The organism is Azospirillum sp. TSO35-2 (assembly GCF_003116095.1).
GTDB lineage: Bacteria > Pseudomonadota > Alphaproteobacteria > Azospirillales > Azospirillaceae > Azospirillum.
In genome coordinates, this window is record NZ_LGRA01000021.1 from 474,980 (window position 1) to 498,878 (window position 23,899).

The following is a 23,899-nucleotide window of genomic DNA, read 5'->3' on the forward strand; positions in this document are numbered from 1 at the left end:
AAGGAGAACCTTGTCTATGAAACACTATCTCGTCACCGGCGGCAGCGGCTTCATCGGCGCGGCGCTGGTCCACCGGCTGGTCCGCGACGGCCACCGTGTCCGCGTGCTCGACGACAACTCGCGCGGCCACACCGGACGGCTTGCCGGCGTGCTGGACGACGTCGAGTTCGTCCAGGGCGACATCCGCGACCCCGCAGCGGTGCGCGACGCCGTCCGCGGCGTCGACGGCGTGCTGCATCTGGCCGCCGTCAACGGCACCAAGCATTTCTACGAGAAGCCGGAGGTGGTGCTGGACGTCGGCGTGCGCGGCATGCTGAACGTGCTGGACGCCTGCCGCGCCGACGGCGTCGGCGACCTCGTTGTCGCCTCGTCGTCGGAGGCCTACCAGACCCCGCCCACCGTGCCGACGCCGGAAGAGGTGCCGCTGGTGGTGCCGGACGTGCTGAACGCCCGCTACAGCTACGGCGGCTCCAAGCTGATCTCGGAGCTGCTGGCGATCAACTGGGGCCGCAGCGGCTTCGACCGCGTGGCGATCTTCCGCCCGCACAACGTCTACGGCCCCGACATGGGGTGGGAGCACGTCGTTCCCGAATTCTCCCGCCGCGCGGTGGAGGCGATCGCCCGCCATCCGAATGGGGCGGTGCCCTTCCCGATCCAGGGCGACGGCGGCCAGACCCGCGCCTTCGTCCACATCGACGACGCCATCGACGGCATCGTGACGGTGGTCGACAAGGGCGAGCATCTCGGCATCTACCACATCGGCAATCCGGAGGAGGTCACCATCGCCGACCTCGCCCGCCGGACGGTCGCCTGCCTGGGCCGCGACGCGCAGATCGTCCCCGGCCCGGCCGCCCCCGGCGGCACCGACCGCCGCAGCCCCGACATCGCCAAGCTGCAAGCCCTCGGCTTCGCGCCGCGCATCCCGCTGTCCGCCGGTCTGCCGGAGGTGGTGAAGTGGTACGCCGACCGCGCGCGGGCGGAACTGGGGCGCATGGGGCAGGCGGCGGAGTAGGGCGTCATTCGGGGGCGTTAGACCCCCACCTAACCTCCCCCGCTCTCGCGGGGGAGGGACTGCCGCTGGAGCGCCGACAAAGCGCCTGTCTCCCTCCCCTGCGAGAGCGGGGGAGGTTAGGTGGGGGCAATCGGCGGCAAGTGCTCGCACAAGATCTTAAGGAGACGGCCCGCATGGACCGCAACAGCCGAATCTTCGTCGCCGGCCACCGGGGCCTCGTCGGCTCCGCCATTCTGCGGCGGCTGACGGAGGCGGGGCACAGCGACCTCGTGTTCCGCGACCGCTCGCAGCTCGACCTCACCGACCAGGCCGCGGTGCGCGCCTTCTTCGACCGTGAGGGGATCGACCAGGTGATCCTCGCCGCGGCGAAGGTCGGCGGCATCCTCGCCAACGATCGTTTCGGAGGCGATTTCATCCGCGACAACCTTCTGATCCAAAGCAACGTCATCGACGCCGCCTGGCGCGCCGGCGTTAGCAAGCTGCTGTTCCTCGGCTCGTCCTGCCTCTATCCCAAGCACGCCGAGCAGCCGATCAAGGAGGAGGCGCTGCTGTCCGGCCCGATGGAGCCGAGCAACAAGCCCTACGCCGTCGCCAAGATCGCCGGCATCACCATGTGCCAGGCCTACCGGCGCCAGTACGGCTTCAACGCCATCTGCGCCATGCCGTCGAACCTGTACGGTCCCGGTGATCATTTCGATCCCGAAACGTCACACGCGCTGCCCGGCATGATCCGCCGCTTCCACGACGCCAAGCTGGCCGGCGACCCGACCGTCACGCTGTGGGGCACCGGCACGCCGCGGCGCGAGTTCCTCTATGTCGACGACATGGCGGACGCCTGCCTGCATCTGATGGATCATTACGACAGCGAGGAGATCATCAACGTCGGCCCCGGCGACGACATCGCCATCGCCGACCTCGCGGCGAAGATCTGCGACACCGTCGGCTACCCCGGCACGCTGAGCCACGACCTGAGCAAGCCCGACGGCCACCCGCGCAAGCTGATGGACGTCTCGCGCCTGTTCGCCACCGGTTGGCGGCCCAAGGTCGGGCTGGATGAGGGGCTGCGTCGCACCTACGCCTGGTTCCTGGAGAACGCCGCTCCCCCGGCGGTCGCCGCCCAGGCCGCCCCCCAGGCTGCGGAGTAGAGCCGATGCCGGATGACTCCATCCAAATGCGGCAGCCGGCCCGAGACCGGCCTGCCGACAGCCGACCGGTCAGCGCCAGCCCCGCAGCCGCCGTCTCCGTACCGGAGGAGCTGCTGCTGGTGGCGCAGAGCTATTGGCCGGAGCCGGCCGGCAGCGCGCCGATGATGACCGACCTCGCCACCGCCTTCGCCGAGGCGGGGACCGAGACCACCGTGCTGACCGCGCGCCCCAACTATCCCGGCAACAAGGTCTATGACGGCTACGCCGACGGATCGCGCGACCGGATGACGGTGGACGGCGTGCTGATCGAACGGCTGCCGACCATCCCGCCGGCCGGCGGCGGGATGAAGGCCCGGCTGCTGCATGAGGGCGTGCTGCACGCCGGCTTCGCCGCGGCGCTGGCCCGCGGCCGGGTCGGCCGCCACACGGCGGTGCTGTCGCTCTGCCCGTCGATCCTGTCGGTGGCGCTGGCCGACCGCTTCACCGTGCCCGGCGGCCGCCACGTCGCCATCGTCCACGACATCCAGTCCGGCCTCGCCGGGGCGCTGGGGATGGGCGGCAAGGCGGCGGTCAAGGCGATCCGCGCGATGGAGCGGACGGCGCTGAACCGCGCCGACGCCATCGTCGTGCTGTCGGAGCCGATGCGCGGCGTGCTGGAGGAGCTGGGCGTTACCAAGCCCATTTTCGTGATCCCGCCGCACGTCGACGCCGACGCGGTTCACCCGCTGCCGCGCCCCGACCATCCGCCGACCGCGCTCTACAGCGGCGCCTTCGCCCGCAAGCAGGGGCTGGAGCAGGTGCTGGAGATGGCCGGCCACCTCGCCACCCTGATGCCGGAGGCGCGGGTGATGCTGCGCGGCCAGGGCGGCCTGGAGGAGGAGCTGAAGGCCCAGGCCCGGACGCTCGGCCTGACCAACGTCACCTTCCAGCCGCTGGCGCCCAAGGAGCAGTTGAACGAGGCGATGGCGGCCGGTGACGTCCACCTCGTGCCGCAACGGCCGGAGGGCGCGGCCTTCGCCATGCCCGGCAAGGCGGTGACCATCCTCGCCGCCGGCCGGCCCTTCGTCAGCACCTGCCTGCCCGGCTCGGCGCTGGCGGTGCTGGAGGCGCAGGTCGGCGCCTTCCTCTGCACCCCGCCCGAACAGCCCCAGGCGATGGCCGCGGCGGTGGCGGCGCTGCTGTCCGACCCCGCCCGCGCCACCGCGATGGGCCGCCGCGGCCGCGCCTGGGTGGAAGGCAACGCCACCCGCGCCGTCGCGCTCGACCGCTACGCTCGCCTTCTCTTGGGAGACACGCCATGAAGAAGCCCGCGCTGGTCTTCAGTTGGGAGATGTTCGGCCCCTATCACATGGACCGGCTGGAGGCGGTCGGCCGCCGGCTCGGCCACCTCTACGACGTGATCGGGCTGGAGGTCGGGTCGAAGTCGCACACCTACGCCTGGGACAGCACCGGGACCGGGCAGAATTTCCGCAAGATCACCCTGTTCCCCGGCCGGTCCAAGGCCGACCTGTCCCGGGCCGCGGTCTACCGCGCCCTGCTGCGCGAATGCCGCCGGGTCGATGCCCGTTACGTCTTCCTCTGCCATTACGAGGATCCGGACGTCTTCGCGCTGGCGCTGACCATGCGGCTGCTGGGGCGCAAGGTCATCAACATGAACGCGTCCAAATACGACGACAAGCCGCGCGTGCTGTGGCGGGAGATGGTCAAGAGCGTCTTCTACGCCCCCTATCAGGCCGGCATCGGCGGCAGCCACCGCACGGTGGATTACTTCCGCCTGTTGGGACTCCCGAAGGACAGGCTCTATATCGGGTACGACACGCTGTCGCTGGACCGCATCCGCCGGCTGTCCGGAATGGAGCCGGCCCCGGGTGGAGTACCCTTCGCCGACCGTCACTTCACCATCATCGCGCGCTTCGTCCCGAAGAAGAACTTGTTCCGGGCGGTCGAAGCCTACGACATTTACCGGCGGCTGGCCGGCCCGGCCGCCCGTCCGCTGCACCTCTGCGGTTCCGGCCCCCTGGAGGCCGATCTGCGGGCCGAGGTGACGCGGCGCGGGCTGGACGGGTCGATCATCTTCCGTGGTTTCCTCCAGGAAAAGGGGATCGCCGAAACGCTGGGTTCAACCTTGTGCCTGCTGCTGCCCTCGCTGGAGGAGCAGTTCGGCCTGGTGGTGAACGAGGCTCTGGCGATGGGCGTGCCGACCATCCTGTCCGACCAGTGCGGGGCGCGCGACGTGCTGATCCGCAGCGGGCTGAACGGCCACATCGTCGAGCCGGACAACCCGGAAGGGCTGGCGCGCTACATGCTGTCGGTGGCGGCGGACGAGGACGAATGGCGCCGCCTCAGCCTGAACGGGCGGCCCTTCCAGGCGCTGGCCGACGCCAGCTTCTTCGCCTCCTCGGTGGAGAAGGCGGTGGTGGCGCTGGGCGGTCCCAAGGTGGAACGCGCCAACGATGCCGAGTTTGCGTCCGAGTATGCGTCTGAGTTTTCTGCCGAACCGGAGGCCGGCCGCCGCGGCCGACCCACCGGGGCGGCCCTGACCGGGAGTTGACGATGGAACGGAATGCGCGAACCCATGTGGTCGTCTCGGGTCGGCTGCCGCCGCCGGTGGACGGGATGAGCCGGGTGACCGCACTGGTGCTCGACCGTCTGCGGGACCGGCTGCGGGGGCGCGGCCGGATCGAGGTGGCCGATCTGTCGCCGGGCTGGAACGGCGGCGGCGCCGCCTACCACCTGCGCAAGGCCGGGCGCGTTCTGGGGGCGGTCGGCCGGCTGTTCGGCGGGCTGGGGGCGCCCGACCGCCGCTTCTACATGCCGGTCGATTCGGGCTGGGGCGCGCTCTACACCGCGGCGCTGGCCGGGACGGCGCGGCTGCTGGGGTACGAGCGGGTGCTGCACCACCATTCCTTCGCCACCATCGCCAAGCCGACCTGGCGGATGCGGCTGCTGACCCGGATCGCCGGGGCCGACTGCACCCATGTGCTGCTGTGCCCGGCGATGCAGATGCGCTTCCAGTCGATCTACCCGGCGGCGCGCACCTGCATGACGATGTCCAACGCCATCTTCTCCATTCCTGACGCCGGCCTGCACCGGCGGCGCAGCGGCCCGCTGCGCATCGGCCACCTGTCGAACCTGTGCACCGACAAGGGGCTGGACACCATGTTCGCCCTGCTGCGCGCCCTCCAGGTCGAGGGCGTCGACGCCACGCTGGTGCTGGCCGGTCCCGGCCTGCGGCCGCAGGACAACGCGATGATCGCCGCCGGGCTGATGGCCTTCGACGGCGCGGTCGAGTATCACGGCCCGGTCGACGGCGCCGCGAAGGAGGCGTTCTACCGCGACATCGACGTCTTCGTCTTCCCGACCCGCTACCGCAACGAGGCGCAGCCGCTGGTCCTGTTCGAGGCGATGGCTGCCGGCGTGCCGGTGCTGGCCTACGAGCGCGGCTGCATCGGCTCCGACATTCCGGCGGAAGGGCTGGTGCCGCAGGACACCGACTTCGTCAAGGCGGCGCTGCCGATCCTGGCGGCCTGGGCCGACGACCGCGAGGCGCTGGCCGCCGCCGCCGCCCAGACCCTGACCCGCGCCCGCGTCGCCTATGAGACCAGCCGCACCGGCCTGGACCTGCTGCTGGACTGCATCGCCGGCCCCCACCCGGCCGCCGCCGCCGCGCCGGTGCGCCCGAAACGGCGGGTGGTGGGATAGCCGCCGTTACACCGCGCCTCCATCACATCGCGCCGTCGGCCGCCTCGCGGTCGAAGCGGCGCAGCGCCTCTTCCAGCGACCATTGCGCCCGGGCCTTCTCGCTGCCCTCGACCGCCGTGCGGCATGCGCCGCCATCTTGCCGGGAGGGCGTGCAGCCGGGGGCGGACCACAGGCTGGCGCCGGGCAGGAAGCTGTGCTCCAGGCTGGCCCGCGCCAGACCGACGAGGTCGGCGTAGCCGAGGCCGAACTCCTCCACCGCGCGTTGCAGCTCGTTGGTCAGGTCGATGCGGCTGACGCCCTCGTCGTCGGTCGACAGCACCGTCGGCACCCGGGCGGCGCGGTAGACCGGCCAGGGGTGGGCCTTGCCGGCCACGCCCAGGATCTTGTCGTTGCTGGTCAGGTTGATCTCGACCGCTACCTTGCGGTCGGCCATCAGCCGCAGCAGGCCCTGCGGATCATCCTCGTACATCACGTCGACGCCGTGGCCGATGCGCTGGGCGCCGGCGATCTCCACCGCCTTGCGGATGTGGTCGCGCAATTGTTCCGGCGGGACGAGGCCCAGCGTCAGCTCGCCGGCGTGCAGCGCCACGTTGGTCCCGGGGCTGCGGCGCTTCGCCTCGGCGATCATCCGCATGTGCAGGTCGTAGTCGGCCAGCGCCACCGGGTTATCCTCCGGCGCCACGAAGTTCAGGCCGACCACCCGCGGGTCCTGCGCCTGGAGCAGGGCGTTGAACAGGGTGGTGGCGAAGACCGGCCCGGGCGCCTGGGTGCGCGCCACCTGCTGGAGGTAGCGCACCGACACCGCGCAGCCCGGCCGCGCCGCCGGCGTGCCGCAGTTCAGCAGGCCGCGCATGCGCGCCTCCGCCGCGTCGATTTCCGCCCGCGCCGCCGGGACCAGGGCGAGCAGGCCGGCGGCGGTCAGCCGGTCGGCGGTGGCCGGCAGGTCGGCGGCGGATTGCGGCGTCCAGCCCTGCGCCTTGCCGATGTCGGCGGCCGGGCCGGTGCCGAAGGACACCATCAGCTCGACATGCCGCTCGCCCTGGCGGCCGGCGCGGTCCACCACCTCGGCCAGCAGGTCGCCGGTGGAGGCGGTCGCCGCGCGGAAGCGGCCGAAGGTGGCGAAGAACTGGTCGTGCAGGCTGTAGCCCGACAGCGGCAGGGCGTCGCGGGTCGACAGCGCGTCGAGCGCCACCGGGTACAGCACGCTGTCGGCGATCACCGCCGTGGCGCTGGGCCGGGTGGAGGCCGCGTCGCCGCAGGGCGCCTTGGCGGTCGGCGCCGTCAGGCCCTTGGCCTTGGTGTCGAAGCACAGGCCGGCCGCCGCCGCCATCCGCAGATAGCTTTCCGCATAGACCGCGCCGGTCAGGTGGCTGTGCAGGTCGGCGCCCTTCGGCATCCGGTAGAGGAAGGCGCGCAGCCGCGGCGGGTCGTGCCGCACCGTCTCGAACCGCCGGGCCGCCGCCGAATCGGCGAGGTCGGCCGTGACCGTGCCGCCGTCGGCCGCCAACATCCCGCTCCGGTCGGCGGTGGCGCAGCCGGCCAGCAGCAGCGCCGCCGCCAGGGGGCCGGCCAGTCCGACCCGCAGGGGCCGTGGCGTCGTTCGTGTCTTTCCAGTCTCCGTCATGGCCGCAGCCCCCTGATCGCCTTTTGCGTGAATCCATGGCGTGATAATCGCGCTCACGCAACCGGCCGCACCGTCGGATCGACCCGCGGGAGGATCGAAAGGCTGTAGCCCCCCGGCAATTCCCGGTATGGTGCCGTGACTTTTCGTGTTACCGCCGATCCGGAGCAGCCGCGATGACCGACACGCCGACCCCCACCGTGATCGACGCGGCCCAGCGTTTCCGCAGCAACGATCTGGCGGGGGCGGAAGAGGCGTGCCGCGCGATCCTGGCGACCGACCCGCACAACGCCGGGGCGCTGCATCTGCTGGGGCTGGTCGCCGCCTACACCGATCAGCCCGACACCGCGCTGGATCTGTTTGCCGAGGCGATCGCCGAGAATGGGAACGACCCGTCCTTCCACAACAGCCGCGGCAGCCTGCTTTTCCAGCAGGACCGCCCGGCGGAGGCGGAGGAGGCGTTCCGCGCCGGTCTGGCGATCAACCCGCGGCTGCCCGAACTGCACGGCAACCTGGGCAACGCCCTGAAGGCGCAGGGCCGGCTGGATGAGGCGGCGGACTGCTTCCGCACCGCGCTCGACCTCCGGCCGAACGCGCCGGAGATGCATCATTTCCTGGCCGCCACCCTGCGCGACCTGGGCGAGCCGGACGAGGCGGAACGCCATTTCCGCAGCGCGCTGGAGCAGGTGCCCGACTATCTCGACGTGCATTACAGCCTGGCGGAGCTGCTGTCGACCCGTGGCCGGCTGGAGGAGGCGGAGGCGGAGTTCCGCATCGTGCTGGCCGCCGCGTCGCGCTTCATCCCGGCGCAGGTCGGGCTGGCCCATGCGCTGCAGGGCCTCGGCCGCGCCGCCGACGCCATCGACGCGATCGAGGCGGCGCACGGGCAGGCCCCCGACCACCCGATGGTCCGCGCCACCCGCCGGCTGATCTATTCGAACGCGGTGCCCGGCCGGCATCTGCCGATGATCAACGATGTCGAGCGGCACGAGGCGTACAGGCGGTCGCTGGAACGGGCGGTGACGCCGGAGTCGCTGGTGCTGGAGATCGGCACCGGGTCGGGCATCGTCGCCATGATGGCGGCGCGCGCCGGGGCGAAGACGGTGGTGACCTGCGAGGCCAACCCGATCCTGGCCCGCGTCGCCAAGGAAACGGTGGCGCGCAACGGCTACGCCGACCGCATCGACGTGGTGCCGCGCCCGTCGACCCAGCTGACGGTGGGCGAGGGCCGCGACCTGCCGGAGAAGGCCGACGTCTTCGTGTCGGAGCTGGTCGACACCGGCATGCTGACCCCGCGCATGCTGTCGGTGCTGCGGCACGCCCGTACCCATCTGGTGAAGCCGGGCGGCGTCATCATCCCGCGCGCCTCCACCATCCACGCCATGCTGGTCGAGACGCCGGAGCTGGCGCGCATCAACCCGGTGCAGTGCATCGACGGCTTCGACATGGAGAGCTTCGACGTCTTCCGCTCGCCCGGCTGCCAGCGGATCGACCTCGGCGCCGACGCCCACACGCCGCTGTCCAAGCCCTTCACCGCGCTGGACTTCGACTTCACCCGCAACATGCCGGAAGAGGGCAGGCGTGTGATCGACGTGACCGTCACCACCGCCGGCACCTGCCACGGCGTCGCCTTCTGGTTCGACCTCGTGATGGACGACGCGGTCGTCTACAAGTCGGAAAGCCGCGCCCGCACCAACCCGTGGAAGCAGGCGATGATCTTCCTGGAAAAGCCGATCACCCTGCTGGCCGGCGACCGCCTGCGCGTCGTCGCCCGCTACGACAGCAACCAGATCTCCTTCGGGATCGACGGGTGAGCGGCCGGGCACTCTCCGCCCGCGTCGTCGCCTCCTGCGGCCTTCGCAACGGGGGTATGGGGGCGGTTCCGGCTTTCTTCGTCGTCGGCTTCGGGCTTATGCTGGCGGACCGCGAGCCGGCCCGCTGAACGCGGGGCCGCGTCAAAGCGCCGCACCATGAGAGCATTCGAGGGCAGAGCTGTTACCTTCGTTTTTGCTGCGACGCACAAATGCCGAAGCCGAGGGACACGGACCATGCTGCACATCAAGGACATCGAAGCCTTCGCCCGCATCAATGAAGCGCTGAACGACGATTCCGGCGCGGGCGAGGCCGATCGCACAGGCAAGACCGACCATGACGCCGCCGCCAGCGGCCCCGCCCATCCGGCGCTGGTGATGGCGATGCTGGCGACCGGCCGCCTGACCCTGTCCGACCTGCCGAAGACGACGGAAACGTCGGCGCCCTGGGCGCGGATGTTCCGGCGCTCCTGATCCTCGGGCGCTGTCGGATCTCGCCCGTCGCCTGCTGCCTTCACCGGGACGAGAACCGCCTCACAGCAGCGACAACTGGTCGCCCGCTGCCGGCGGCGGGCGGAAGCGGCTGCAGTCGAGTTGCCAGTGGCGCCCGCCCAGCCCCAGTCTCTTGCAGGCGATCGCGAAGCGGCCGCGCAGCAGCTCCGCGTAAGGGCCGCTGCCTTTCATCCGTGTGCCGAAGCCGGAACGGTAGAGCGCGCCGTCGCGGCTCTGCCGCATCAGGCTCAGCACGCGGTCGGCGCGGTTGGGGGCGTGGACGCGCAGCCATTCCTCGAACAGGTCGGCGATCTCCAGCGGCAGGCGCAGCAGGATGTAGCTGGCGCCGGTCGCCCCGGCCGCCACGGCTGCCTCCAGGATCGCTTCCAGCTCGTGGTCGTTCAGCGCCGGGATCATCGGGCTGGCCAGCACCGACACCGGCACGCCGGCGTCGTTCAGCGCGCGGATGGCGTCGATCCGGCGGCCCGGCGTGCTGGCCCGCGGCTCCATCACGCGGGCCAGTTCGCGGTCCAGCGTCGTCACCGACAGGCTGACCGTCGCCAGCCCGTCGGCCGCCATCGGCGCCAGAATATCGAGGTCGCGCAGCACCAGCGCCGACTTGGTGATCAGGCAGACCGGCTGGCGGAAATCGCGGCAGACCTCCAGCACGCGCCGGGTGATGCCCTCCGTCCGTTCGATCGGCTGGTAGGGGTCGGTGTTGGCGCCCAGCGCCAGCGGCTGGCAGACGTAGGATTTCGCCCGCAGCTCCTTGGCCAGCAGCTCCGCCGCGTTGCGCTTGGCGAACAGCCGCGTCTCGAAATCCAGCCCAGGCGACAGGCCGAGATAGGCGTGGGTCGGCCGGGCGAAGCAGTAGATGCAGGCATGCTCGCACCCCTGGTAGGGGTTCACCGACTGGTCGAAGGCGACATCGGGCGACTGGTTGCGGGTGATGATCGACCTGGCCGAGGCGGCGGCGACGATGGTGCGGATGGGATCGGACAACGCCTCGTTGCCGCCCCAGCCGTCGCCGCTCCACCCGTCGTCGGTCAGGACACGGGTGTCGCGCTCGTACCGGCCGGTCGCGTTGCTGACCGCCCCCCGGCCCTTCATCGGCGGTCGCTGTATCTCGTCCATGCCCGCAGCTTAGCCGTGGCGGGGTGGAACGTAAAGAGAACAAAAGAGCCCTACAGCTTGCGGGCGGCCATCAGGCGGGCGTGGTGGTCGCGGATGCGCCGCTCCCAGCTCTTGATGAAGAAGACGCCGTCGCGCGCGGCGAAGGCGGCGAGCGCCCGGTCGCGGCCGGCCGGGCCGTCACCGGACGCGCGGTGGGCGGCGATGCGGTCCTGCATCTCCGCCCAGTCGTCGACGATCAGCCCGCCGCACGCGCGGTACAGCGGGTCGAGGATGCTGGTCCGCACCACCGGCACGGCGCCGACCGCCAGCGTTTCCCAGAAACGCAGCGTGTCGACGCCGTGCCCGCGCGGGCAGATCACATAGCGGGAACGGCCGAGCAGGCGCAGGTAATCGGCGTAGCCCAGCCGCTCCTCGCAGCGGTGGACGCCCGCGGTCGGGATGGCGTGGCGTTCCGGGGCGGTGTCGGCCATGGCGGTCAGCAGGACGTCGATCGGCCGTTCGTCCCACGGCAGCCCACCGACGGCGGCGAGGATCGCCGTCTGGTCGCCGTGCGGCCGCTCCCGTTCGGTGAAGCCGATGGGCAGTTGCAGGATCTTGTCCGACCAGAGCGGCAGGTTGGCGCCGCTCCACGACACCACGCGCTCGTCCTTCGCCAGATCGGCGAAGTCATGCGGGGTGGTGTCGCTGATGCCGGTCACCAGTCCGAACGGCACCGGGATGTGGGCCAGCGCCTTGGTGAAGGCGGACAGCCCGTCGGTCTTCACGAAGATCAGGTCGCCCGGCCTGATCGAGCCGACGTCCAGCCGGTCGTGATTGTGCAGCCGGGTGACCCCGGCGCGCCGGTAATGGTCCTCCGGCAGGTCCAGCACATGCGGGAACAGCGGCGGCAGGCTGTTGTAGCGCAGGAGACCGATCTCCGTGTCCGCTGGCATGGTTTTGCGTCCTCCCGCACTGGCGGCGGATGTCTTACCATGGCCCGGCAACCGCCGCCACGTCGGCACCGCCCCGGTAAGGATACAGCCCGCCCCATGGCCACCGTCGCGCAAGCCGTCTCGGCCGCCCTCGATCACCATCTGGCCGGCCGGCTGGAGCAGGCGGAACGGCTGTACGGGCGCATCCTGGCCGCGGTGCCCGGCCACGCCGACGCCAACCACCTGCTGGGGCTGCTGCTGGCCCAGACCGGGCGGGCGGAGGCCGGGCTGGTCCGGGTCGACGCCGCGCTGGCCGCCGATTCGACGGCGCCGGCCTACCACCTGACCCGCGGCCGGATTCTGCAGGCGCTGGGCCGCGACGAGGCGGCGGCGCACAGCCTGATCGCGGCGCTCACCCGTCAGCCGGATGGCGAGGAAGCGGCGGCGTTGCTGGCGCCGCTGCTGCGCGGGCTGGCCGAGCGCGCCTTTGACGCCGGGCAGCCGGTCGCCGCGGCGGCGCTCTACCGCCGCGCGCTGGCGCTTGCCCCCGACAGCCTGACCGCCGCCTTCGACCTCGCGCTCTGCGCGATGGGGGAAGGCCGGCTGCCCGAGGCGGCGCGGGCGGCGCGGGCGGCGGGCCGGCTCGACCCGACGGTCCAGCGCGCCGGCCTGCTGGAGGCGGAATGCTGGTCGGCGCTCGACCGGCCGGCAGAGGCCGCCGCCGCCGCCCGCCGCGCCGTGCTGGCCGGACCGGTCGAAGCGACGGCGCGGCTGGTGCGGGCGCTGGCCTTGCAGCGGTCCGGCGCCGGCGCCGCGGCCGCGGCCGCCTACCGCGCCTTCCTGGCGCTGGAGCCGGCCAGCGCCGCCGGCTGGGGCAACCTGTCCATCGCCCAACCGTCCGGGATGGCCGCCGCGACCATCACCGCCGCGCGCCGGGCGGCGGCCGTGCTGCCCGACGATGCCGGCCAGCGGGTCAATCTCTGCGCCGCGCAGTTGGCGGCGGAACAGCCGCTGGCCGCCGTCACCACCGCACAGCGCGGGTTGGCGCTCGACCCGTCGTCGGTGGAGTTGCTGCTGAATCTTGGCTCCGCGCTGTCGCTGCGTCACGCCGCCGACGCCGCCCGTCCGCTGCTGGAGCGCGCCTTGCGCCTGCGGCCCGGCGACCCGGCGGCGCTGTCACAGCTTGGGCAGGCGCTTGAGAGCCTGGGCGGGAGCGGCGCCGGCCCCCGGCTGCGTCGCGCGCTGGCCGCCTCCCCCGCCGACGCGGAGGGCTGGGCGGCGCTCGGCCGTGTCCGCCTGCGCAACGGCGCAGCGGATGAGGCGTTGCGGCTGGCGCGCCGGGCCTTGCGTCTGCGACCGGATACGCCGGCCGGCCTGCTGCTGGCCGGGGCCGCCGAGGAGGCGCTGGGCAACGAGGCGGCGGCGCTGGCCGCCTACGACCGCGTCATCCGCCGCACCCCCGGCGTCGGCGCCGCCTTCACCCGGCGCTCGATCCTGCTGCTGCGCCGGGCGGTCGGCGCCGCGCCGCCGTCGCGCACCGCCACGGTGGGAGCGGGCGGGCGGTTGATGGCGAGCCGGCTTGGCCAGGACGGGCGGTTCGGCAACCAGTTGCTGCAATACGGCACCCTGCGGGCCTGCGCCGGGCGGCTGGGGCTGGAGTTGGAGGTGCCGGACTGGATCGGGCGGACGCTATACGGATTGGACGATCCGCTGCCGGGTCCGCCGCTGCCGGTGCTGCTGGAAGGCGACCTCGATGTCGCGGCGGCGCTGGATGGGCGGTCGGACGCTTGCGCCGGGCGCGACGTCGTCGGCTATTTCTGCGGCGACACCACGGCGCTGGCGCCGCACCGGGCGCTGTTCCGCCGCCTGTTCACCCCCGCCGGACCGGTTGCGGCGCGGGCCGAGGCAGCGCTGGCGGCTCTGCGGGATGGCGGGCGGACGGTGGTGGCCATCCACCTGCGCCGCGGCGATTTCGGCGGCGACCGCTTCTGGATCGCGCCGGAGGCCTGGTATCTCGACTGGCTGGCGGCGCTGTGGCCGACGCTGGAGCGACCGGTGCTCTACCTCGCCACCGACGCGCCGGAGCTGGCGTCGCGCTTCGCCGCCTACCACCCGGTCTGCGCCGATGCCCTGGGCGATCCGCTGCCGGGGGCGGAGTTCTTCCTCGACCATTGGCTGCTGTCGCGGGCCGACGCGCTGGCCGTCTCCAACAGCTCCTTCTCGGTCACGGCGGCGATGCTGAACCCGCAGGCGCGGCTGTTCGTCCGGCCAGACCGCCGGCTGCGGCGGCTGGTCCCCTTCGATCCCTGGGGCAGCCCGGTGCTGTGGGAGTGACGATGGCTCCGCAGCATACCCAACATACATAAAGATATCTTTATGCTTGCGCGGTTCCGTCGCCGCTGATACACCCTTGGCCAATTCCACAGCGGCAAGGCCGGGGTTCCGGTCGGCCCGAATCACCACCTGTCTTCAGGAGTCACCCGCTCATGGCCGCCGAATTCACCGACTACAAGGTCAAGGACATCAGCCTCGCCAATTGGGGCCGCAAGGAGATCACGATCGCCGAGACCGAGATGCCGGGCCTGATGGCCCTGCGGTCGGAGTTCGGCGACTCCAAGCCGCTGTCCGGCGCCCGCATCGTCGGCTGCCTGCACATGACCATCCAGACCGCCGTGCTGATCGAGACGCTGACGGCGCTCGGCGCCACCGTGCGCTGGTCCTCCTGCAACATCTTCTCGACCCAGGACCAGGCCGCCGCGGCGATCGCCGCCGCCGGCATCCCGGTCTTCGCCTGGAAGGGCGAGACGGAGGAGGAGTTCTGGTGGTGCATCGAGCAGACGCTGCGCGGCCCGGACGGCTGGACCCCGAACATGATCCTGGACGATGGCGGCGACGTCACCCAGATCATGCACGACAAGTATCCGGCGATGCTGGACGACGTCCGCGGCCTGTCGGAAGAGACCACCACCGGCGTCCATCGTCTTTATGAGATGATGAAGAAGGGCACGCTGAAGGTCCCGGCCATCAACGTGAACGACAGCGTCACCAAGTCGAAGTTCGACAACCTCTATGGCTGCCGCGAGTCGCTGGTCGACGGCATCAAGCGCGCCACCGACGTCATGGTCGCCGGCAAGGTCGCCGTGGTCGCCGGCTATGGCGACGTCGGCAAAGGCTCGGCCGCCTCGCTGCGCTCCCAGGGCGCCCGCGTCATGGTGACGGAGATCGACCCGATCAACGCGCTCCAGGCCGCGATGGAAGGCTATCAGGTCATCACCATGGACGAGGCGGCGCCGCTGGGCGACATCTTCGTCACGGCGACCGGCAACGTCGACGTCATCACGATCGACCACATGCGGGCCATGAAGGACCGCGCCATCGTCTGCAACATCGGCCACTTCGACAGCGAGATCCAGATCGACGCCCTGCGCAATCTGGTCTGGGAAGAGGTCAAGCCGCAGGTCGACGAGGTCGTGTTCCCCGACGGCAAGCGCCTGATCGTCCTGGCCCAGGGCCGCCTGGTCAACCTGGGCTGCGCCACCGGCCACCCCAGCTTCGTGATGAGCGCCAGCTTCACCAACCAGGTGCTGGCCCAGATCGAGCTGTGGACCAACGCCGCCGCCTACGAGCGCAAGGTCTACGTGCTGCCGAAGCACCTGGACGAGAAGGTCGCCCGCCTGCATCTGGAGAAGATCGGCGCCAAGCTGACCACCCTGACCGACAAGCAGGCCGCCTACATCAGCGTGCCGACCGCCGGCCCGTACAAGCCGGACCACTACCGCTACTAAGCGCGTGTGGGCTTGATTGGAAAAAGGGCCGTCCCGGTGGGGCGGCCCTTTCTCTTTGGGGAGTGCGGGAGATGTCGGGCAAGATCGACACGGATGTCACGGATTTCACGGATGTTTTCCGGCAAGACCGCGCCGGCCAAAGAACACCCACTCCGGCAAGCCATAAGAAAAATCCGTGAAATCCGTGTCTAAATCCGTGACATCCGTGGAGATCTTGCCCCGGTGTTCCGAATCGACATCGAAGCCAAGCTCAGTCCGGCTCCGAAGTCTTGATCCCCAGCCACTCCACCATGCCCTTGCCGGCCGCGACGCCCATCGCGAAGCAGCCCTGCAGCAGGTAGCCGCCGGTCGGCGCCTCCCAGTCCAGCATTTCGCCGGCCAGGAACAGGCCGGGGCGGCGGGTCAGCATCAGGGCGTCGTCCAGTTCGGACAGGCGGACGCCGCCGGCGCTGGAGATGGCGCGCTCGATCGGGCGGACGCCGGTCAGCACCACCGACAGCGCCTTGATCTGGCGGGCCAGCGCCACCGGGTCGGTCAGGTCGGCGGCGGGGGCGAACTCGCGCAGCAGGGCGGCGCGCGGGCCGGTCAGCGACAGCGACTTCTTCAGGAAGGTCGACAGCGATTCGGCGCCGCGGCGGCGCAGGCGCTTGACCAACTCGGCCTCGGTCATGTCCGGCAGCAGGTCCAGCGTCAGGGTCGCCCAGCCCTCGGCGGCGATGGCGTCGCGTAGGGGGGCGCTCAGCGCGTAGACCGCGCCGCCCTCGATGCCGGTGTCGGTGATGACGAACTCGCCCTTCAGGCGACGGCCGGCGCCGGCCCGGTCGATGACGGAGAGGCCGACGCTCTTCACCGGCTGGCCGGCGAAACGCTCGCGCAGGTGATCGGACCACGGCACCTCGAAGCCCATGTTCGACGGCACCAGCGGGGCGATCCCGACCCCCAGCGCCTCCAGCCGGGGAACCCAGCCGCCGTCGGAGCCGGTGCGCGGCCAGCTCGCCCCGCCCAGCGCCAGCAGGGTGGCGCGCGGCGCGACGGTGACCGTCTCGTCGCCGTGGCGCAGGGTCAGGTTGCCCGCGGCGTCCCAGCCGGTCCAATCATGGCGGCTGTGCAGCGTGACGCCCAGCCCGTCCAGCCGCCGCAGCCACGCCCGCACTAGGGTGGAGGCCTTCATCTGCACCGGGAAGACGCGCCCGCTGCTGCCGACGAAGGTTTCGATGCCGAGGCCGGCAGCCCAGGCGCGCAGGTCATCCGGCGAGAATCCGGCGAGCAGCCGGCGGAACAGCGGCTCCGCCGCGCCATAGCGCGGGAGGAAACGGTCGAGCGGTTCGGAATGGGTCAGGTTCAGCCCGCCGCGCCCGGCCAGCAGCAGCTTGCGCGCTGGCGTGGGCGTGTGGTCGAACACGGCGACCCGCAGGCCGGCGGCCGCGGCGATCTCCGCCGCCATCAGCCCGGTCGGGCCGGCGCCGACGATCGCCACGTCAGGGGTGTGGTGGGGCAAGGCTGTTGGCTTTCGGCCGTATGGTTCGGCGTGTGTGGGCGTTTCGCCCCCTCCCGTCCCGGCTGTCAGCATGGGAAGGGAGGGGGCAAGAGCGGCAACCGGTGAGCGCCTGTCCTCAGTCCTCGTAATCCTGGTCCTGGGCGACCTCTTCGGCCAGATCGGCGGCGAGGTCGGCGAAATAGCCGGCGTCGACCTCCAGGCCGTTCTCCTCGCAGATGCGCATGAAGACGCGGTAGGCGTGCAGGATGGCGACGTCGAGAACGGCGAGATCCGCCTCCTCGCCGTGACGGTCGTTGATCTCCCGCTCCTGCAGGGTGGCGACGATGTCGTGCGAGGCGGCCTGAAGGACCGCATCCATGGCTTGCTTGTGTTGGGTCGACATCGTGGTGGATCCTTGTCCCGGTCGTGCTGCGCGCCCCCGCCCGGCCGGACCGGCGCCGCAGGACCGGCGGGGGGTGGTCGAACCGGCGGACGAGACTGGCGCGCCGGGCGTCCGTGTCGTCCGCAAAAGTTCGTCCTCCCCCTTGTTGTAGAATCCTTTTTCAGCCGCGAACAAGTCCCTTCGCGGGGACCTCCCGCCGAGTGCCACAGGCCCTTCCGGGTAGCTCCGTACCGCTTGTGTTCGAGCATTCGGTGGGGGGGGCGTTCAGCGCTTCGCCGGCGTCAGCAGGGCGGCGCCGACATAGCCCAGCGCCCGGCCGCCACGCCCGACCCTGTACCAGGAGCCGGCGGCCTCCAGCACGGTGACCCGCTCGCCTTCCTCCAGCACGTCCAGCACCTTGGCGTCGCAGACCGGGGCGACGCGCAGGTTGCTGGCGGCGCGCAGGCGGACGACGCTGCCGGCCGGCAAGCGGGGGCGCTGCACCCGCTCCGGCAGGTCGTCGGGCAGGGCGCAGCCGCGGTCTTCCCGATCGGCCTTGGCGTAACGGCCGGGCTTCGGCGCCGACGTGGCGGCGGGGGGCGATGCGGACGGCTCCGCATCCGGTGCCGTGGCCAGATGGCCGGTCGACACGTAGCCGAGCGGCCGGCCCTGGCGGCCGACCCGTTGCCAGCCGTCCACCGGCGCCCCGAACGCCTCCACCCGCTCGCCCTTCTCCACCGTGTCCAGCACCCGCCCATTGCCGTCGGGGGTGGCGCGCAGATAGAGGCCGGCGGTGGCAACGACGGTGCGCCGGGCCGGGGGAACCTTGGCCGGTTCCTTGGTGGTCTCCTTGGCCGCGGCCTTCGGCGCCTCCTGCGCCGGAGCCGTCTCGAGCGGCTGCGGCTTCACCGCTGGCGGCGGCGGCGGTGGTGGCGCGGTGGGTGCCGGCGACGCTGCGGTCACCGTTGGTGGCGACGGGGGCGGAGATGGCGGGGGCGGAGATGTCGGCTCGGGCGGTTTCGCCGCCGCGGCGGGTGGTGCGGTCATCGCCGGTGTCTTGGCCGGTGTCTTGACCGGCGCCGCCGTGCGGCCGGCGGGCGGGCCGGGCGGCGTGACCGGCGAGAGCGCGGCGGGCGCCTCCGGTGGGTGCTCCCACACCACGCCGGGCGTCAGCGGCGGCGTGCCGGGCGGTGGTGGGGCGGCCGGGGTCAGGCGGGGCAGGGCGACGATCGGGGCGGCGGCCGGGGTGAAACGCTCGCCCGGCGCCTGGGCGGCGGCGCTTCCGGCCGCCAGCAGCACCGCCAGCGCGAGGCCGGTCCACCCTGTCGCCATGGGTCCGCCAGCGCGCATCAGTCGAGCGTGACCCGGGCGATCAGCGTCGGCAGCGTCTGGCAGCGCAGCAGCCCGTCGAGCGTCTGATGCTCGGTCAGCCGCAGGGTCAGTGCGCAGCCGAAGGCGTTCACCGCCAGTTCGGTCTGCGCCAGCGTGCCGATGATGCTGGACGAGCGGGTGATGCTGTAGCCGGGGGCGCCCAGCTTGCCGGCCAGCGCGCCGTTGACCGGGTTGAAGCCCTCGACCTCCAGCGTCATCGGCCCCAGGTTGCGCACCACCGTCTCGGAGCTGGGATCCTCCTTGGTGGCGTAGAGCTGGACCGGGACGGCGCGGCGGCGGGCGATCCAGTCCTTCAGCGCCAGGTTGGCCAGCACGGCGTCGCGGCTCTGCAACGCCGTTTCCATCGCCATCTGGCGCAACGCCGGTTCGTTGCCGCCCAGCGCCGCTTCGAACGCGGCGATGCGGGCCGGGCGGTCGGACCCGGTCAGCTTGCCGCGCAGGTCGGCGATCTGGGCGATGCGCGCCTCGATGGCGCGGCGTTCGCTGTCGGCGCGGGCGGCCTCGGCCTTGGCGGCGGCGGTCTGCTGGGCCAGCCGTTCGTCCTCCTGCCGGCGCCGCGCGGTCTCGTCGGCCAGCCGCTGCGCCGCGTCGCGGTCGAGCTGCTCGCGCAGGCTCTTCGCCTCCGCCGTGCCGAGCACCACCGTGCGGCCGGGCAGTTCGGCGGCGGGCTTGCCGACGCCCTCCAGCACGCCCGCGTTCTGCGGGGTCAGGCTGACGGCCCAGCCGCCGGCGTCGCGGGTGGCGAGCGCGGTCGCGGTCCAGCTCTTGGCCAGCCCGGCTTCGGCGGCGGGGCGCAGGAAGGTCACCGGCCCTTCGCGGCTGTCGACGAGGTAGGTCGGGGCGCCCAGCACCACCCGCGCCGTCACGCGGGCGGCGGCACGGGCGTCGGGCGGCGTCGCGTCCTTGCCGCCGGCGGCGGCGGGCAGGGCCGGCAGCGCCTCCACCGTCAGCGATTCGACGCGCCAGGGCGGCGGGATCACTTGGTCGAGCTGGGCGCGGACCGCGGCCTCGGGGATCGGGGTGGCGGCTGATCCGGTCGTGACCGGTTCGGCGGCCCGCAAGCTCCCCACGGGCGGGGCGAGCGTGATCCAGCCGGCCGCCAAGCCCGCGGTGACGCGTGCCGCGATTCGCCCGTCCACCGGTCGCACCATCGCCGATCCTTCCCCTTTTGCCGCCTGACCGCCCCTGTCGGCCCGAGTCCGCCGAATGTCCGCCAACTCGTCTGCCGAACTCTGCCGGATCCGGAGGGTATTTCGGCACTGGTATAGCGAAGCCGCAGGCAAGGGAAGCAGCATTTCCCGGCAACCCTTCGCTCCGCGACCGTCGCCGATTCCCGTCTGCGCCCGATTGTCGCATCGGTCCGCGACCATGGGTCGAAATTGCGTTGGATGGCACACGCCACTTGCAATATCGTCACACAAATGGATGTATGTGCCCGCAATGGGCGGGCGGAACGCGCAACGTATGGGGAACAGGATTTCCGATGGCGGGCACGGGCGGAGGTAAGGAAGGGCCGGGGCTGCTCTGCCGCAACGTGAAGGTGAGCGGTCGCCGCACGAGTCTGCGGATGGAGCCGTACATCTGGGACTCGCTGAAGGAAATCTGCGAGCGCGAGCGGCTGACCCTGAATGAAATCTGCACCCAGATCGACGAGCGGCGCGGGGAGGCGAACCTGACCGCCTCGATCCGCGTCTTCATCGTCAGCTATTACCGCACCGCCATCGGCAACCGCGGCTTTTCCGAAGACGGCCCGTCGCCCCTGCTGCGCCGGGCCCTGGACGATGCGGTGCCGCTGGACGACTGACGGCCGCTCCCATGGGGCGCACCGCGTCCCGTCACCAGCGCAGGCTGGGCACCGCGTAGGTCGGCATGTGGCCGGAGGCGTCGGCCAGCGCCCGCAGGTTGACCGGGTCGACCCGCTCGCCCCAGGCGGCGCCCAGCTCCTCCTTGTGGATGCCGGCGGTGACCAGCGCCACATCGATGCCGGCGGCGTTGGCGCCGGCGACGTCGGTGCGCAGGCTGTCGCCCACCGCCAGGATGCGGCTCTTGTCGGCAATGCCCAGCAGCTTGAAGCAGCGTTCATAGACGGGGGCGTAGGGCTTGCCGTGCTGGCGTACGTCGCCGCCCATCGCCTCGTAGTGGGCGGCCAGCGTGCCGGCGCAGATCACCATCATCGGCCCGACCATGACGATCAGGTCGGGGTTGGCGCAGATCATCGGCAGGCCGGCGGCCAGGCAGGCGTCCAGTTGCGGCTGATAGTCGGCCACCGTCTCGCCGAAGGTGACGATGCCGGTGTTGACGACGAAATCGGCCTCGGCCGGGGTCGCCACCACCTGATAGTCCAGCCCGGCAAAGACATCGACGTCGCGCTCCGGCCCCATGTGGTAGAGCCGGCGGCCCAGCGCGGCGTGCCAGGGGTCGTCGCGGTCGCGCAGCGCCTCGTAGGTCGCCTCGCCCGAGGTCATGACGTGGTGGTAGCGCTCGCGCCCCAGTGCCATGCCGTTCAGCTTCTCGATCACGCCGGTGGTCCGGCGCGGCGCGTTGGACAGCAGGCACAGCGTCTTGCCGGCGGCGCGCAGGCGGTCCAGGCAGTCGGGCACGCCGGGATAGGGCTGTTCACCGTCGTGCAGCACGCCCCACAGGTCGAGGATGAACCCGTCGTAGCGGTCGATGACGTCGGCGAAGCCGGAGAGCTGTCGGATGTCGGCCATGGTGTCCGGTCGGTTGCTGGAAGGAGGGGCGCTGGCGGTAGGCGGCGGGCTCGCCGGCGGTGGTCTTGTCAGCGCGTGGGAGCCATCAGTTCGGCGTACACCGCCAGCGTGTCGGCGCACATGCGGTCCCGGGTGTAGCGGTCGGCGACGAAGGCCTGGGCGCGGGCGCCGATGGCGTCGCGCTGCTCCGGGGTCAGCGACAGCGCCTCGTCCAGCGCGTGGGCCAGCGCGTCGGCGTCGTCGGGCGGCACCACCCAGGCGGTTTCGCCGGGGACGACGGTCTCCTGGTAGGCGCCGATGGCCGACACGATGACCGGCTTGCCCATCGCCTGCGCCTCCACGATCACGCGCCCGAACGCCTCCGGCTCGCGCGAGGCGGAGACGACCACCGTCGACAACAGGTAGGCCGCCGCCATGTCGCTGCAATGGTCGGTCATCCGCACCACGCCGCGCAGCCCGGCGGCGGTGATGCGGTTTTCCAGCTCCTCCCGGTAGCCGGTGCGGCCCTGGTCGGAGCCGACCAGCAGGGCGATGACGTCCTTGCGCCCCAGCTTGGCCAACGCGTCGATCAGCACGGTCTGGCCCTTCCACCGGGTCAGGCGGCCGGGCAGCAGCACGACCGGGCGGTCGTCGGGCAGGTTCCATTGCCGGGCCAGCGTCACCAGCCGGGTCGGGCTGACCCGGTCGGGGGCGAAGACGTTGCGGTCGATGCCGCGGTGGATGACGCGCACCCGCGCCGGATCGACCGGGTAGTTGGACAGCACATGGTCGCGGATGAAGCCGGAAATCGCGATCACCCGCTCGCCCCGCGCCATCACCGAATTGTACCAGCGCTTCAGCCGGCCGCCGATCGGACCGCCGCCGAAATTGTAGGGCGCGTGGAAGGTCGTCATATAGCGCGCGCCGGTGACGCGGCAGGCCAGCCACGCGCTCCAGGCCGGGGCGCGGGAGCGGGCGTGGACGATGTCCACCTTGTGCTCGCGGATGATGGCGGCCAGCCGGCGGGCGTTGCGGCGGATGACCAGCGGGTTCTTGGAGGCCAGCGGCAGCGTCAGGTGGGTGATGCGGGCGCGGTCGAGTTCGCGCACCATCGTCCCGCCTTCCGACGCCACCAGCGGCGTGCCGCCGGCCTCCGCCAACGCCAGCGCCATGTCGATGCAGCCGCGCTCCGCGCCGCCGGTGACCAGGGTCGGCACCACCTGCAGCACCGTCGGCGCCCGCCCGCCCGGCCAATGCACCGGCCAGTTCGGGTGCGCATCCGGAGTGGCGGCGTTGCGCGGATCGTCGTCGGTGGTAAGTTGCGGTTCGAAATCCATGATGCCGGCTGCTCGCAAGGGGCGGCCCGGAGCGGTCGCGGGCAGCGGCCCACCGAGGCTCCATCGAGGCCGGTGTGCCGGGCCTTGCAGCCGGTGTCCGTTGTCGAGGGTGACCGTATGACCGAAACCGCAGCCGCCGCGGGCGGCGCGCACCATAGCCTAACGCGCGGTGCGGCGACCATAGCCTATCACCACACGCCAGCCGCCGCGTCCGGGCAGGGCTCGGCCCCGGACTCGGCCGCCGCGCCGGGCATCCTGTTCCTGGGCGGCTTCATGTCCGACATGACCGGCGGCAAGGCGATCGCGCTGGAACGCTGGGCGGTCGGGCGCGGCCTGGCCTTCACCCGGTTCGACTACCAGGGCCATGGCGCCTCCAGCGGCCGTTTCGCCGACGGCACCATCGGCTTGTGGGCCGACGACGCGCTGGCGGTGCTGGACCAGGTGACCCGCGGACCGCAAATCCTGGTCGGCTCCTCGATGGGCGGCTGGATGATGCTGCTGGCGGCAACGCGGCGGCCGGAGCGGGTGGCCGGGCTGGTCGGCATCGCCCCGGCCCCTGACTTCACCGAAGACCTGATGTGGGATGTCTTCGACGCCGACGTCCGCCGCCGGATCACGGAAGACGGCGTGTGGAACCGCCCGTCGGACTACGGCCCGGAACCGCAGCCGATCACCCGCGCCCTGATCGAGGACGGCCGCAACCACCTGCTGCTGCGCGGCCCCATCGGCTTCGCCGGCCCCGTCCGCTTGCTGCACGGCCAGCGCGACCCTGACGTCCCCTGGCAGCTCAGCCTGCGCATCGCCGAAGCGCTGACCACCGACGACGTCCACGTCACCCTGGTGAAGGACGGCGACCACCGCCTGTCCCGCCCGCAGGACATCGCCCTGCTGTGCCGCACCGTCGGCGCCCTGGTCGACCAGATCGCGGGTGTGCCCGCAGCCTCCGCCGAGGGCGTGTAAAAAACCGTCACCCGGATGCAATCGGGGGCTTGCATCGCCGGCCCCTGC

At 71.8% G+C, this 23,899-nt stretch carries 20 protein-coding genes; 11 read left to right on the top strand and 9 right to left on the bottom strand.

The window, feature by feature from the left end; all coding sequences use genetic code 11:
• Window positions 1-16 precede the first annotated feature (16 nt).
• From TSO352_RS18365 to TSO352_RS18385, 5 genes are all read left to right on the top strand, one after another.
• Window positions 17-1,012 carry an SDR family NAD(P)-dependent oxidoreductase gene (locus TSO352_RS18365; RefSeq protein ID WP_109108736.1) on the top strand — a complete coding sequence of 332 codons (996 nt, stop codon included), beginning with the start codon at window positions 17-19 and terminating at the stop codon, window positions 1,010-1,012.
• A 173-nt stretch (window positions 1,013-1,185) separates the two neighbouring features.
• The gene (locus TSO352_RS18370) at window positions 1,186-2,157 is read left to right on the top strand and encodes a GDP-L-fucose synthase (protein WP_109108737.1); all 972 of its coding nucleotides are present in this window, start codon (window positions 1,186-1,188) and stop codon (window positions 2,155-2,157) included.
• Between the two features lie 5 nt (window positions 2,158-2,162).
• Window positions 2,163-3,458 (top strand): glycosyltransferase family 4 protein, encoded by a 1,296-nt coding sequence (locus tag TSO352_RS18375; protein ID WP_109108738.1) that lies wholly within the window; start codon window positions 2,163-2,165, stop codon window positions 3,456-3,458.
• A complete protein-coding gene (locus TSO352_RS18380; RefSeq protein ID WP_109108739.1) occupies window positions 3,455-4,708 on the top strand; it encodes a glycosyltransferase family 4 protein in 1,254 nt (417 codons plus the stop codon). The genes TSO352_RS18375 and TSO352_RS18380 overlap by 4 nt, the downstream gene beginning before the upstream one ends.
• A 2-nt stretch (window positions 4,709-4,710) precedes the next feature.
• The gene (locus TSO352_RS18385; protein WP_109108740.1) at window positions 4,711-5,859 is read left to right on the top strand and encodes a glycosyltransferase family 4 protein; all 1,149 of its coding nucleotides are present in this window, start codon (window positions 4,711-4,713) and stop codon (window positions 5,857-5,859) included.
• A 22-nt stretch (window positions 5,860-5,881) separates the two neighbouring features.
• On the opposite strand, the gene TSO352_RS18390 is transcribed toward TSO352_RS18385, so the two are convergent.
• A complete protein-coding gene (locus TSO352_RS18390) occupies window positions 5,882-7,483 on the bottom strand; it encodes an adenosine deaminase (protein ID WP_109108741.1) in 1,602 nt (533 codons plus the stop codon).
• Window positions 7,484-7,656: 173 nt separating this feature from the next.
• Between TSO352_RS18390 and TSO352_RS18395 the strand changes: the two genes are divergently transcribed.
• Complete coding sequence (locus tag TSO352_RS18395; RefSeq protein ID WP_109108742.1) at window positions 7,657-9,294, top strand: tetratricopeptide repeat protein; 1,638 nt, start codon at window positions 7,657-7,659, stop codon at window positions 9,292-9,294.
• 234 nt (window positions 9,295-9,528) lie between these two features.
• The gene (locus TSO352_RS18400; protein ID WP_109108743.1) at window positions 9,529-9,765 is read left to right on the top strand and encodes a hypothetical protein; all 237 of its coding nucleotides are present in this window, start codon (window positions 9,529-9,531) and stop codon (window positions 9,763-9,765) included.
• 60 nt (window positions 9,766-9,825) lie between these two features.
• Here the strand turns inward: TSO352_RS18400 and TSO352_RS18405 are convergent, their stop codons facing one another.
• Both TSO352_RS18405 and TSO352_RS18410 read right to left on the bottom strand, forming a co-directional pair.
• On the bottom strand, window positions 9,826-10,917 hold the full coding sequence (locus TSO352_RS18405) for a PA0069 family radical SAM protein (protein WP_109108744.1): 1,092 nt from the start codon (window positions 10,915-10,917) through the stop codon (window positions 9,826-9,828).
• Between the two features lie 50 nt (window positions 10,918-10,967).
• Window positions 10,968-11,849: a hypothetical protein gene (locus tag TSO352_RS18410; RefSeq protein WP_109108745.1), complete on the bottom strand. Its 882-nt coding sequence runs from the start codon at window positions 11,847-11,849 to the stop codon at window positions 10,968-10,970.
• 96 nt (window positions 11,850-11,945) lie between these two features.
• Here TSO352_RS18410 and TSO352_RS18415 point away from each other — a divergent pair, with 96 nt between their 5' ends.
• Both TSO352_RS18415 and ahcY read left to right on the top strand, forming a co-directional pair.
• A complete protein-coding gene (locus TSO352_RS18415) occupies window positions 11,946-14,162 on the top strand; it encodes a tetratricopeptide repeat protein (RefSeq protein WP_109108746.1) in 2,217 nt (738 codons plus the stop codon).
• A 152-nt stretch (window positions 14,163-14,314) separates the two neighbouring features.
• The gene (ahcY, locus tag TSO352_RS18420; RefSeq protein WP_109108747.1) at window positions 14,315-15,613 is read left to right on the top strand and encodes an adenosylhomocysteinase; all 1,299 of its coding nucleotides are present in this window, start codon (window positions 14,315-14,317) and stop codon (window positions 15,611-15,613) included.
• 250 nt (window positions 15,614-15,863) lie between these two features.
• Here the strand turns inward: ahcY and TSO352_RS18425 are convergent, their stop codons facing one another.
• The 4 genes from TSO352_RS18425 to TSO352_RS18440 form a co-directional block, all read right to left on the bottom strand.
• A complete protein-coding gene (locus TSO352_RS18425) occupies window positions 15,864-17,090 on the bottom strand; it encodes a TIGR03862 family flavoprotein (protein ID WP_109108748.1) in 1,227 nt (408 codons plus the stop codon).
• A 136-nt stretch (window positions 17,091-17,226) separates the two neighbouring features.
• Entirely contained in the window at window positions 17,227-17,493 is a 267-nt protein-coding gene (locus TSO352_RS18430; protein WP_109108749.1) for a hypothetical protein, read from the bottom strand.
• A 264-nt stretch (window positions 17,494-17,757) separates the two neighbouring features.
• Window positions 17,758-18,804, bottom strand: a complete 1,047-nt coding sequence (locus tag TSO352_RS18435) for an SH3 domain-containing protein (RefSeq protein WP_247872239.1) — start codon at window positions 18,802-18,804, stop codon at window positions 17,758-17,760.
• Between the two features lie 17 nt (window positions 18,805-18,821).
• Window positions 18,822-20,015 (bottom strand): hypothetical protein, encoded by a 1,194-nt coding sequence (locus TSO352_RS18440; protein ID WP_109108751.1) that lies wholly within the window; start codon window positions 20,013-20,015, stop codon window positions 18,822-18,824.
• A gap of 332 nt (window positions 20,016-20,347) precedes the next feature.
• Here TSO352_RS18440 and TSO352_RS18445 point away from each other — a divergent pair, with 332 nt between their 5' ends.
• The gene (locus tag TSO352_RS18445; protein ID WP_109108752.1) at window positions 20,348-20,668 is read left to right on the top strand and encodes a ribbon-helix-helix domain-containing protein; all 321 of its coding nucleotides are present in this window, start codon (window positions 20,348-20,350) and stop codon (window positions 20,666-20,668) included.
• 31 nt (window positions 20,669-20,699) lie between these two features.
• Here the strand turns inward: TSO352_RS18445 and TSO352_RS18450 are convergent, their stop codons facing one another.
• Together TSO352_RS18450 and TSO352_RS18455 are read right to left on the bottom strand one after the other, a co-directional pair.
• On the bottom strand, window positions 20,700-21,575 hold the full coding sequence (locus TSO352_RS18450) for a TIGR01459 family HAD-type hydrolase (protein WP_109108753.1): 876 nt from the start codon (window positions 21,573-21,575) through the stop codon (window positions 20,700-20,702).
• A 68-nt stretch (window positions 21,576-21,643) separates the two neighbouring features.
• Window positions 21,644-22,891, bottom strand: coding sequence for a glycosyltransferase family 4 protein (locus TSO352_RS18455; protein WP_109108754.1), 1,248 nt, complete (start codon window positions 22,889-22,891; stop codon window positions 21,644-21,646).
• A 117-nt stretch (window positions 22,892-23,008) separates the two neighbouring features.
• On the opposite strand from TSO352_RS18455, the gene TSO352_RS18460 reads away from it, so the two are divergent.
• Window positions 23,009-23,851, top strand: a complete 843-nt coding sequence (locus tag TSO352_RS18460; RefSeq protein ID WP_109108755.1) for an alpha/beta hydrolase — start codon at window positions 23,009-23,011, stop codon at window positions 23,849-23,851.
• Window positions 23,852-23,899 lie beyond the last annotated feature (48 nt).

Excerpts from the sequence above, each read along its gene's own strand:
- TSO352_RS18365 (WP_109108736.1), top strand. The coding sequence starts at position 17 with ATGAAACACTATCTCGTCACCGGCGGCAGCGGCTTCATCGGCGCGGCG.
- TSO352_RS18370 (WP_109108737.1), top strand. The coding sequence starts at position 1,186 with ATGGACCGCAACAGCCGAATCTTCGTCGCCGGCCACCGGGGCCTCGTC.
- TSO352_RS18375 (WP_109108738.1), top strand. The coding sequence starts at position 2,163 with ATGCCGGATGACTCCATCCAAATGCGGCAGCCGGCCCGAGACCGGCCT.
- TSO352_RS18380 (WP_109108739.1), top strand. The coding sequence starts at position 3,455 with ATGAAGAAGCCCGCGCTGGTCTTCAGTTGGGAGATGTTCGGCCCCTAT.
- TSO352_RS18385 (WP_109108740.1), top strand. The coding sequence starts at position 4,711 with ATGGAACGGAATGCGCGAACCCATGTGGTCGTCTCGGGTCGGCTGCCG.
- TSO352_RS18390 (WP_109108741.1), bottom strand. The coding sequence starts at position 7,483 with ATGACGGAGACTGGAAAGACACGAACGACGCCACGGCCCCTGCGGGTC.
- TSO352_RS18395 (WP_109108742.1), top strand. The coding sequence starts at position 7,657 with ATGACCGACACGCCGACCCCCACCGTGATCGACGCGGCCCAGCGTTTC.
- TSO352_RS18400 (WP_109108743.1), top strand. The coding sequence starts at position 9,529 with ATGCTGCACATCAAGGACATCGAAGCCTTCGCCCGCATCAATGAAGCG.
- TSO352_RS18405 (WP_109108744.1), bottom strand. The coding sequence starts at position 10,917 with ATGGACGAGATACAGCGACCGCCGATGAAGGGCCGGGGGGCGGTCAGC.
- TSO352_RS18410 (WP_109108745.1), bottom strand. The coding sequence starts at position 11,849 with ATGCCAGCGGACACGGAGATCGGTCTCCTGCGCTACAACAGCCTGCCG.
- TSO352_RS18415 (WP_109108746.1), top strand. The coding sequence starts at position 11,946 with ATGGCCACCGTCGCGCAAGCCGTCTCGGCCGCCCTCGATCACCATCTG.
- ahcY (WP_109108747.1), top strand. The coding sequence starts at position 14,315 with ATGGCCGCCGAATTCACCGACTACAAGGTCAAGGACATCAGCCTCGCC.
- TSO352_RS18430 (WP_109108749.1), bottom strand. The coding sequence starts at position 17,493 with ATGTCGACCCAACACAAGCAAGCCATGGATGCGGTCCTTCAGGCCGCC.
- TSO352_RS18435 (WP_247872239.1), bottom strand. The coding sequence starts at position 18,804 with ATGGCGACAGGGTGGACCGGCCTCGCGCTGGCGGTGCTGCTGGCGGCC.
- TSO352_RS18440 (WP_109108751.1), bottom strand. The coding sequence starts at position 20,015 with ATGGTGCGACCGGTGGACGGGCGAATCGCGGCACGCGTCACCGCGGGC.
- TSO352_RS18445 (WP_109108752.1), top strand. The coding sequence starts at position 20,348 with ATGGCGGGCACGGGCGGAGGTAAGGAAGGGCCGGGGCTGCTCTGCCGC.
- TSO352_RS18450 (WP_109108753.1), bottom strand. The coding sequence starts at position 21,575 with ATGGCCGACATCCGACAGCTCTCCGGCTTCGCCGACGTCATCGACCGC.
- TSO352_RS18455 (WP_109108754.1), bottom strand. The coding sequence starts at position 22,891 with ATGGATTTCGAACCGCAACTTACCACCGACGACGATCCGCGCAACGCC.
- TSO352_RS18460 (WP_109108755.1), top strand. The coding sequence starts at position 23,009 with ATGACCGAAACCGCAGCCGCCGCGGGCGGCGCGCACCATAGCCTAACG.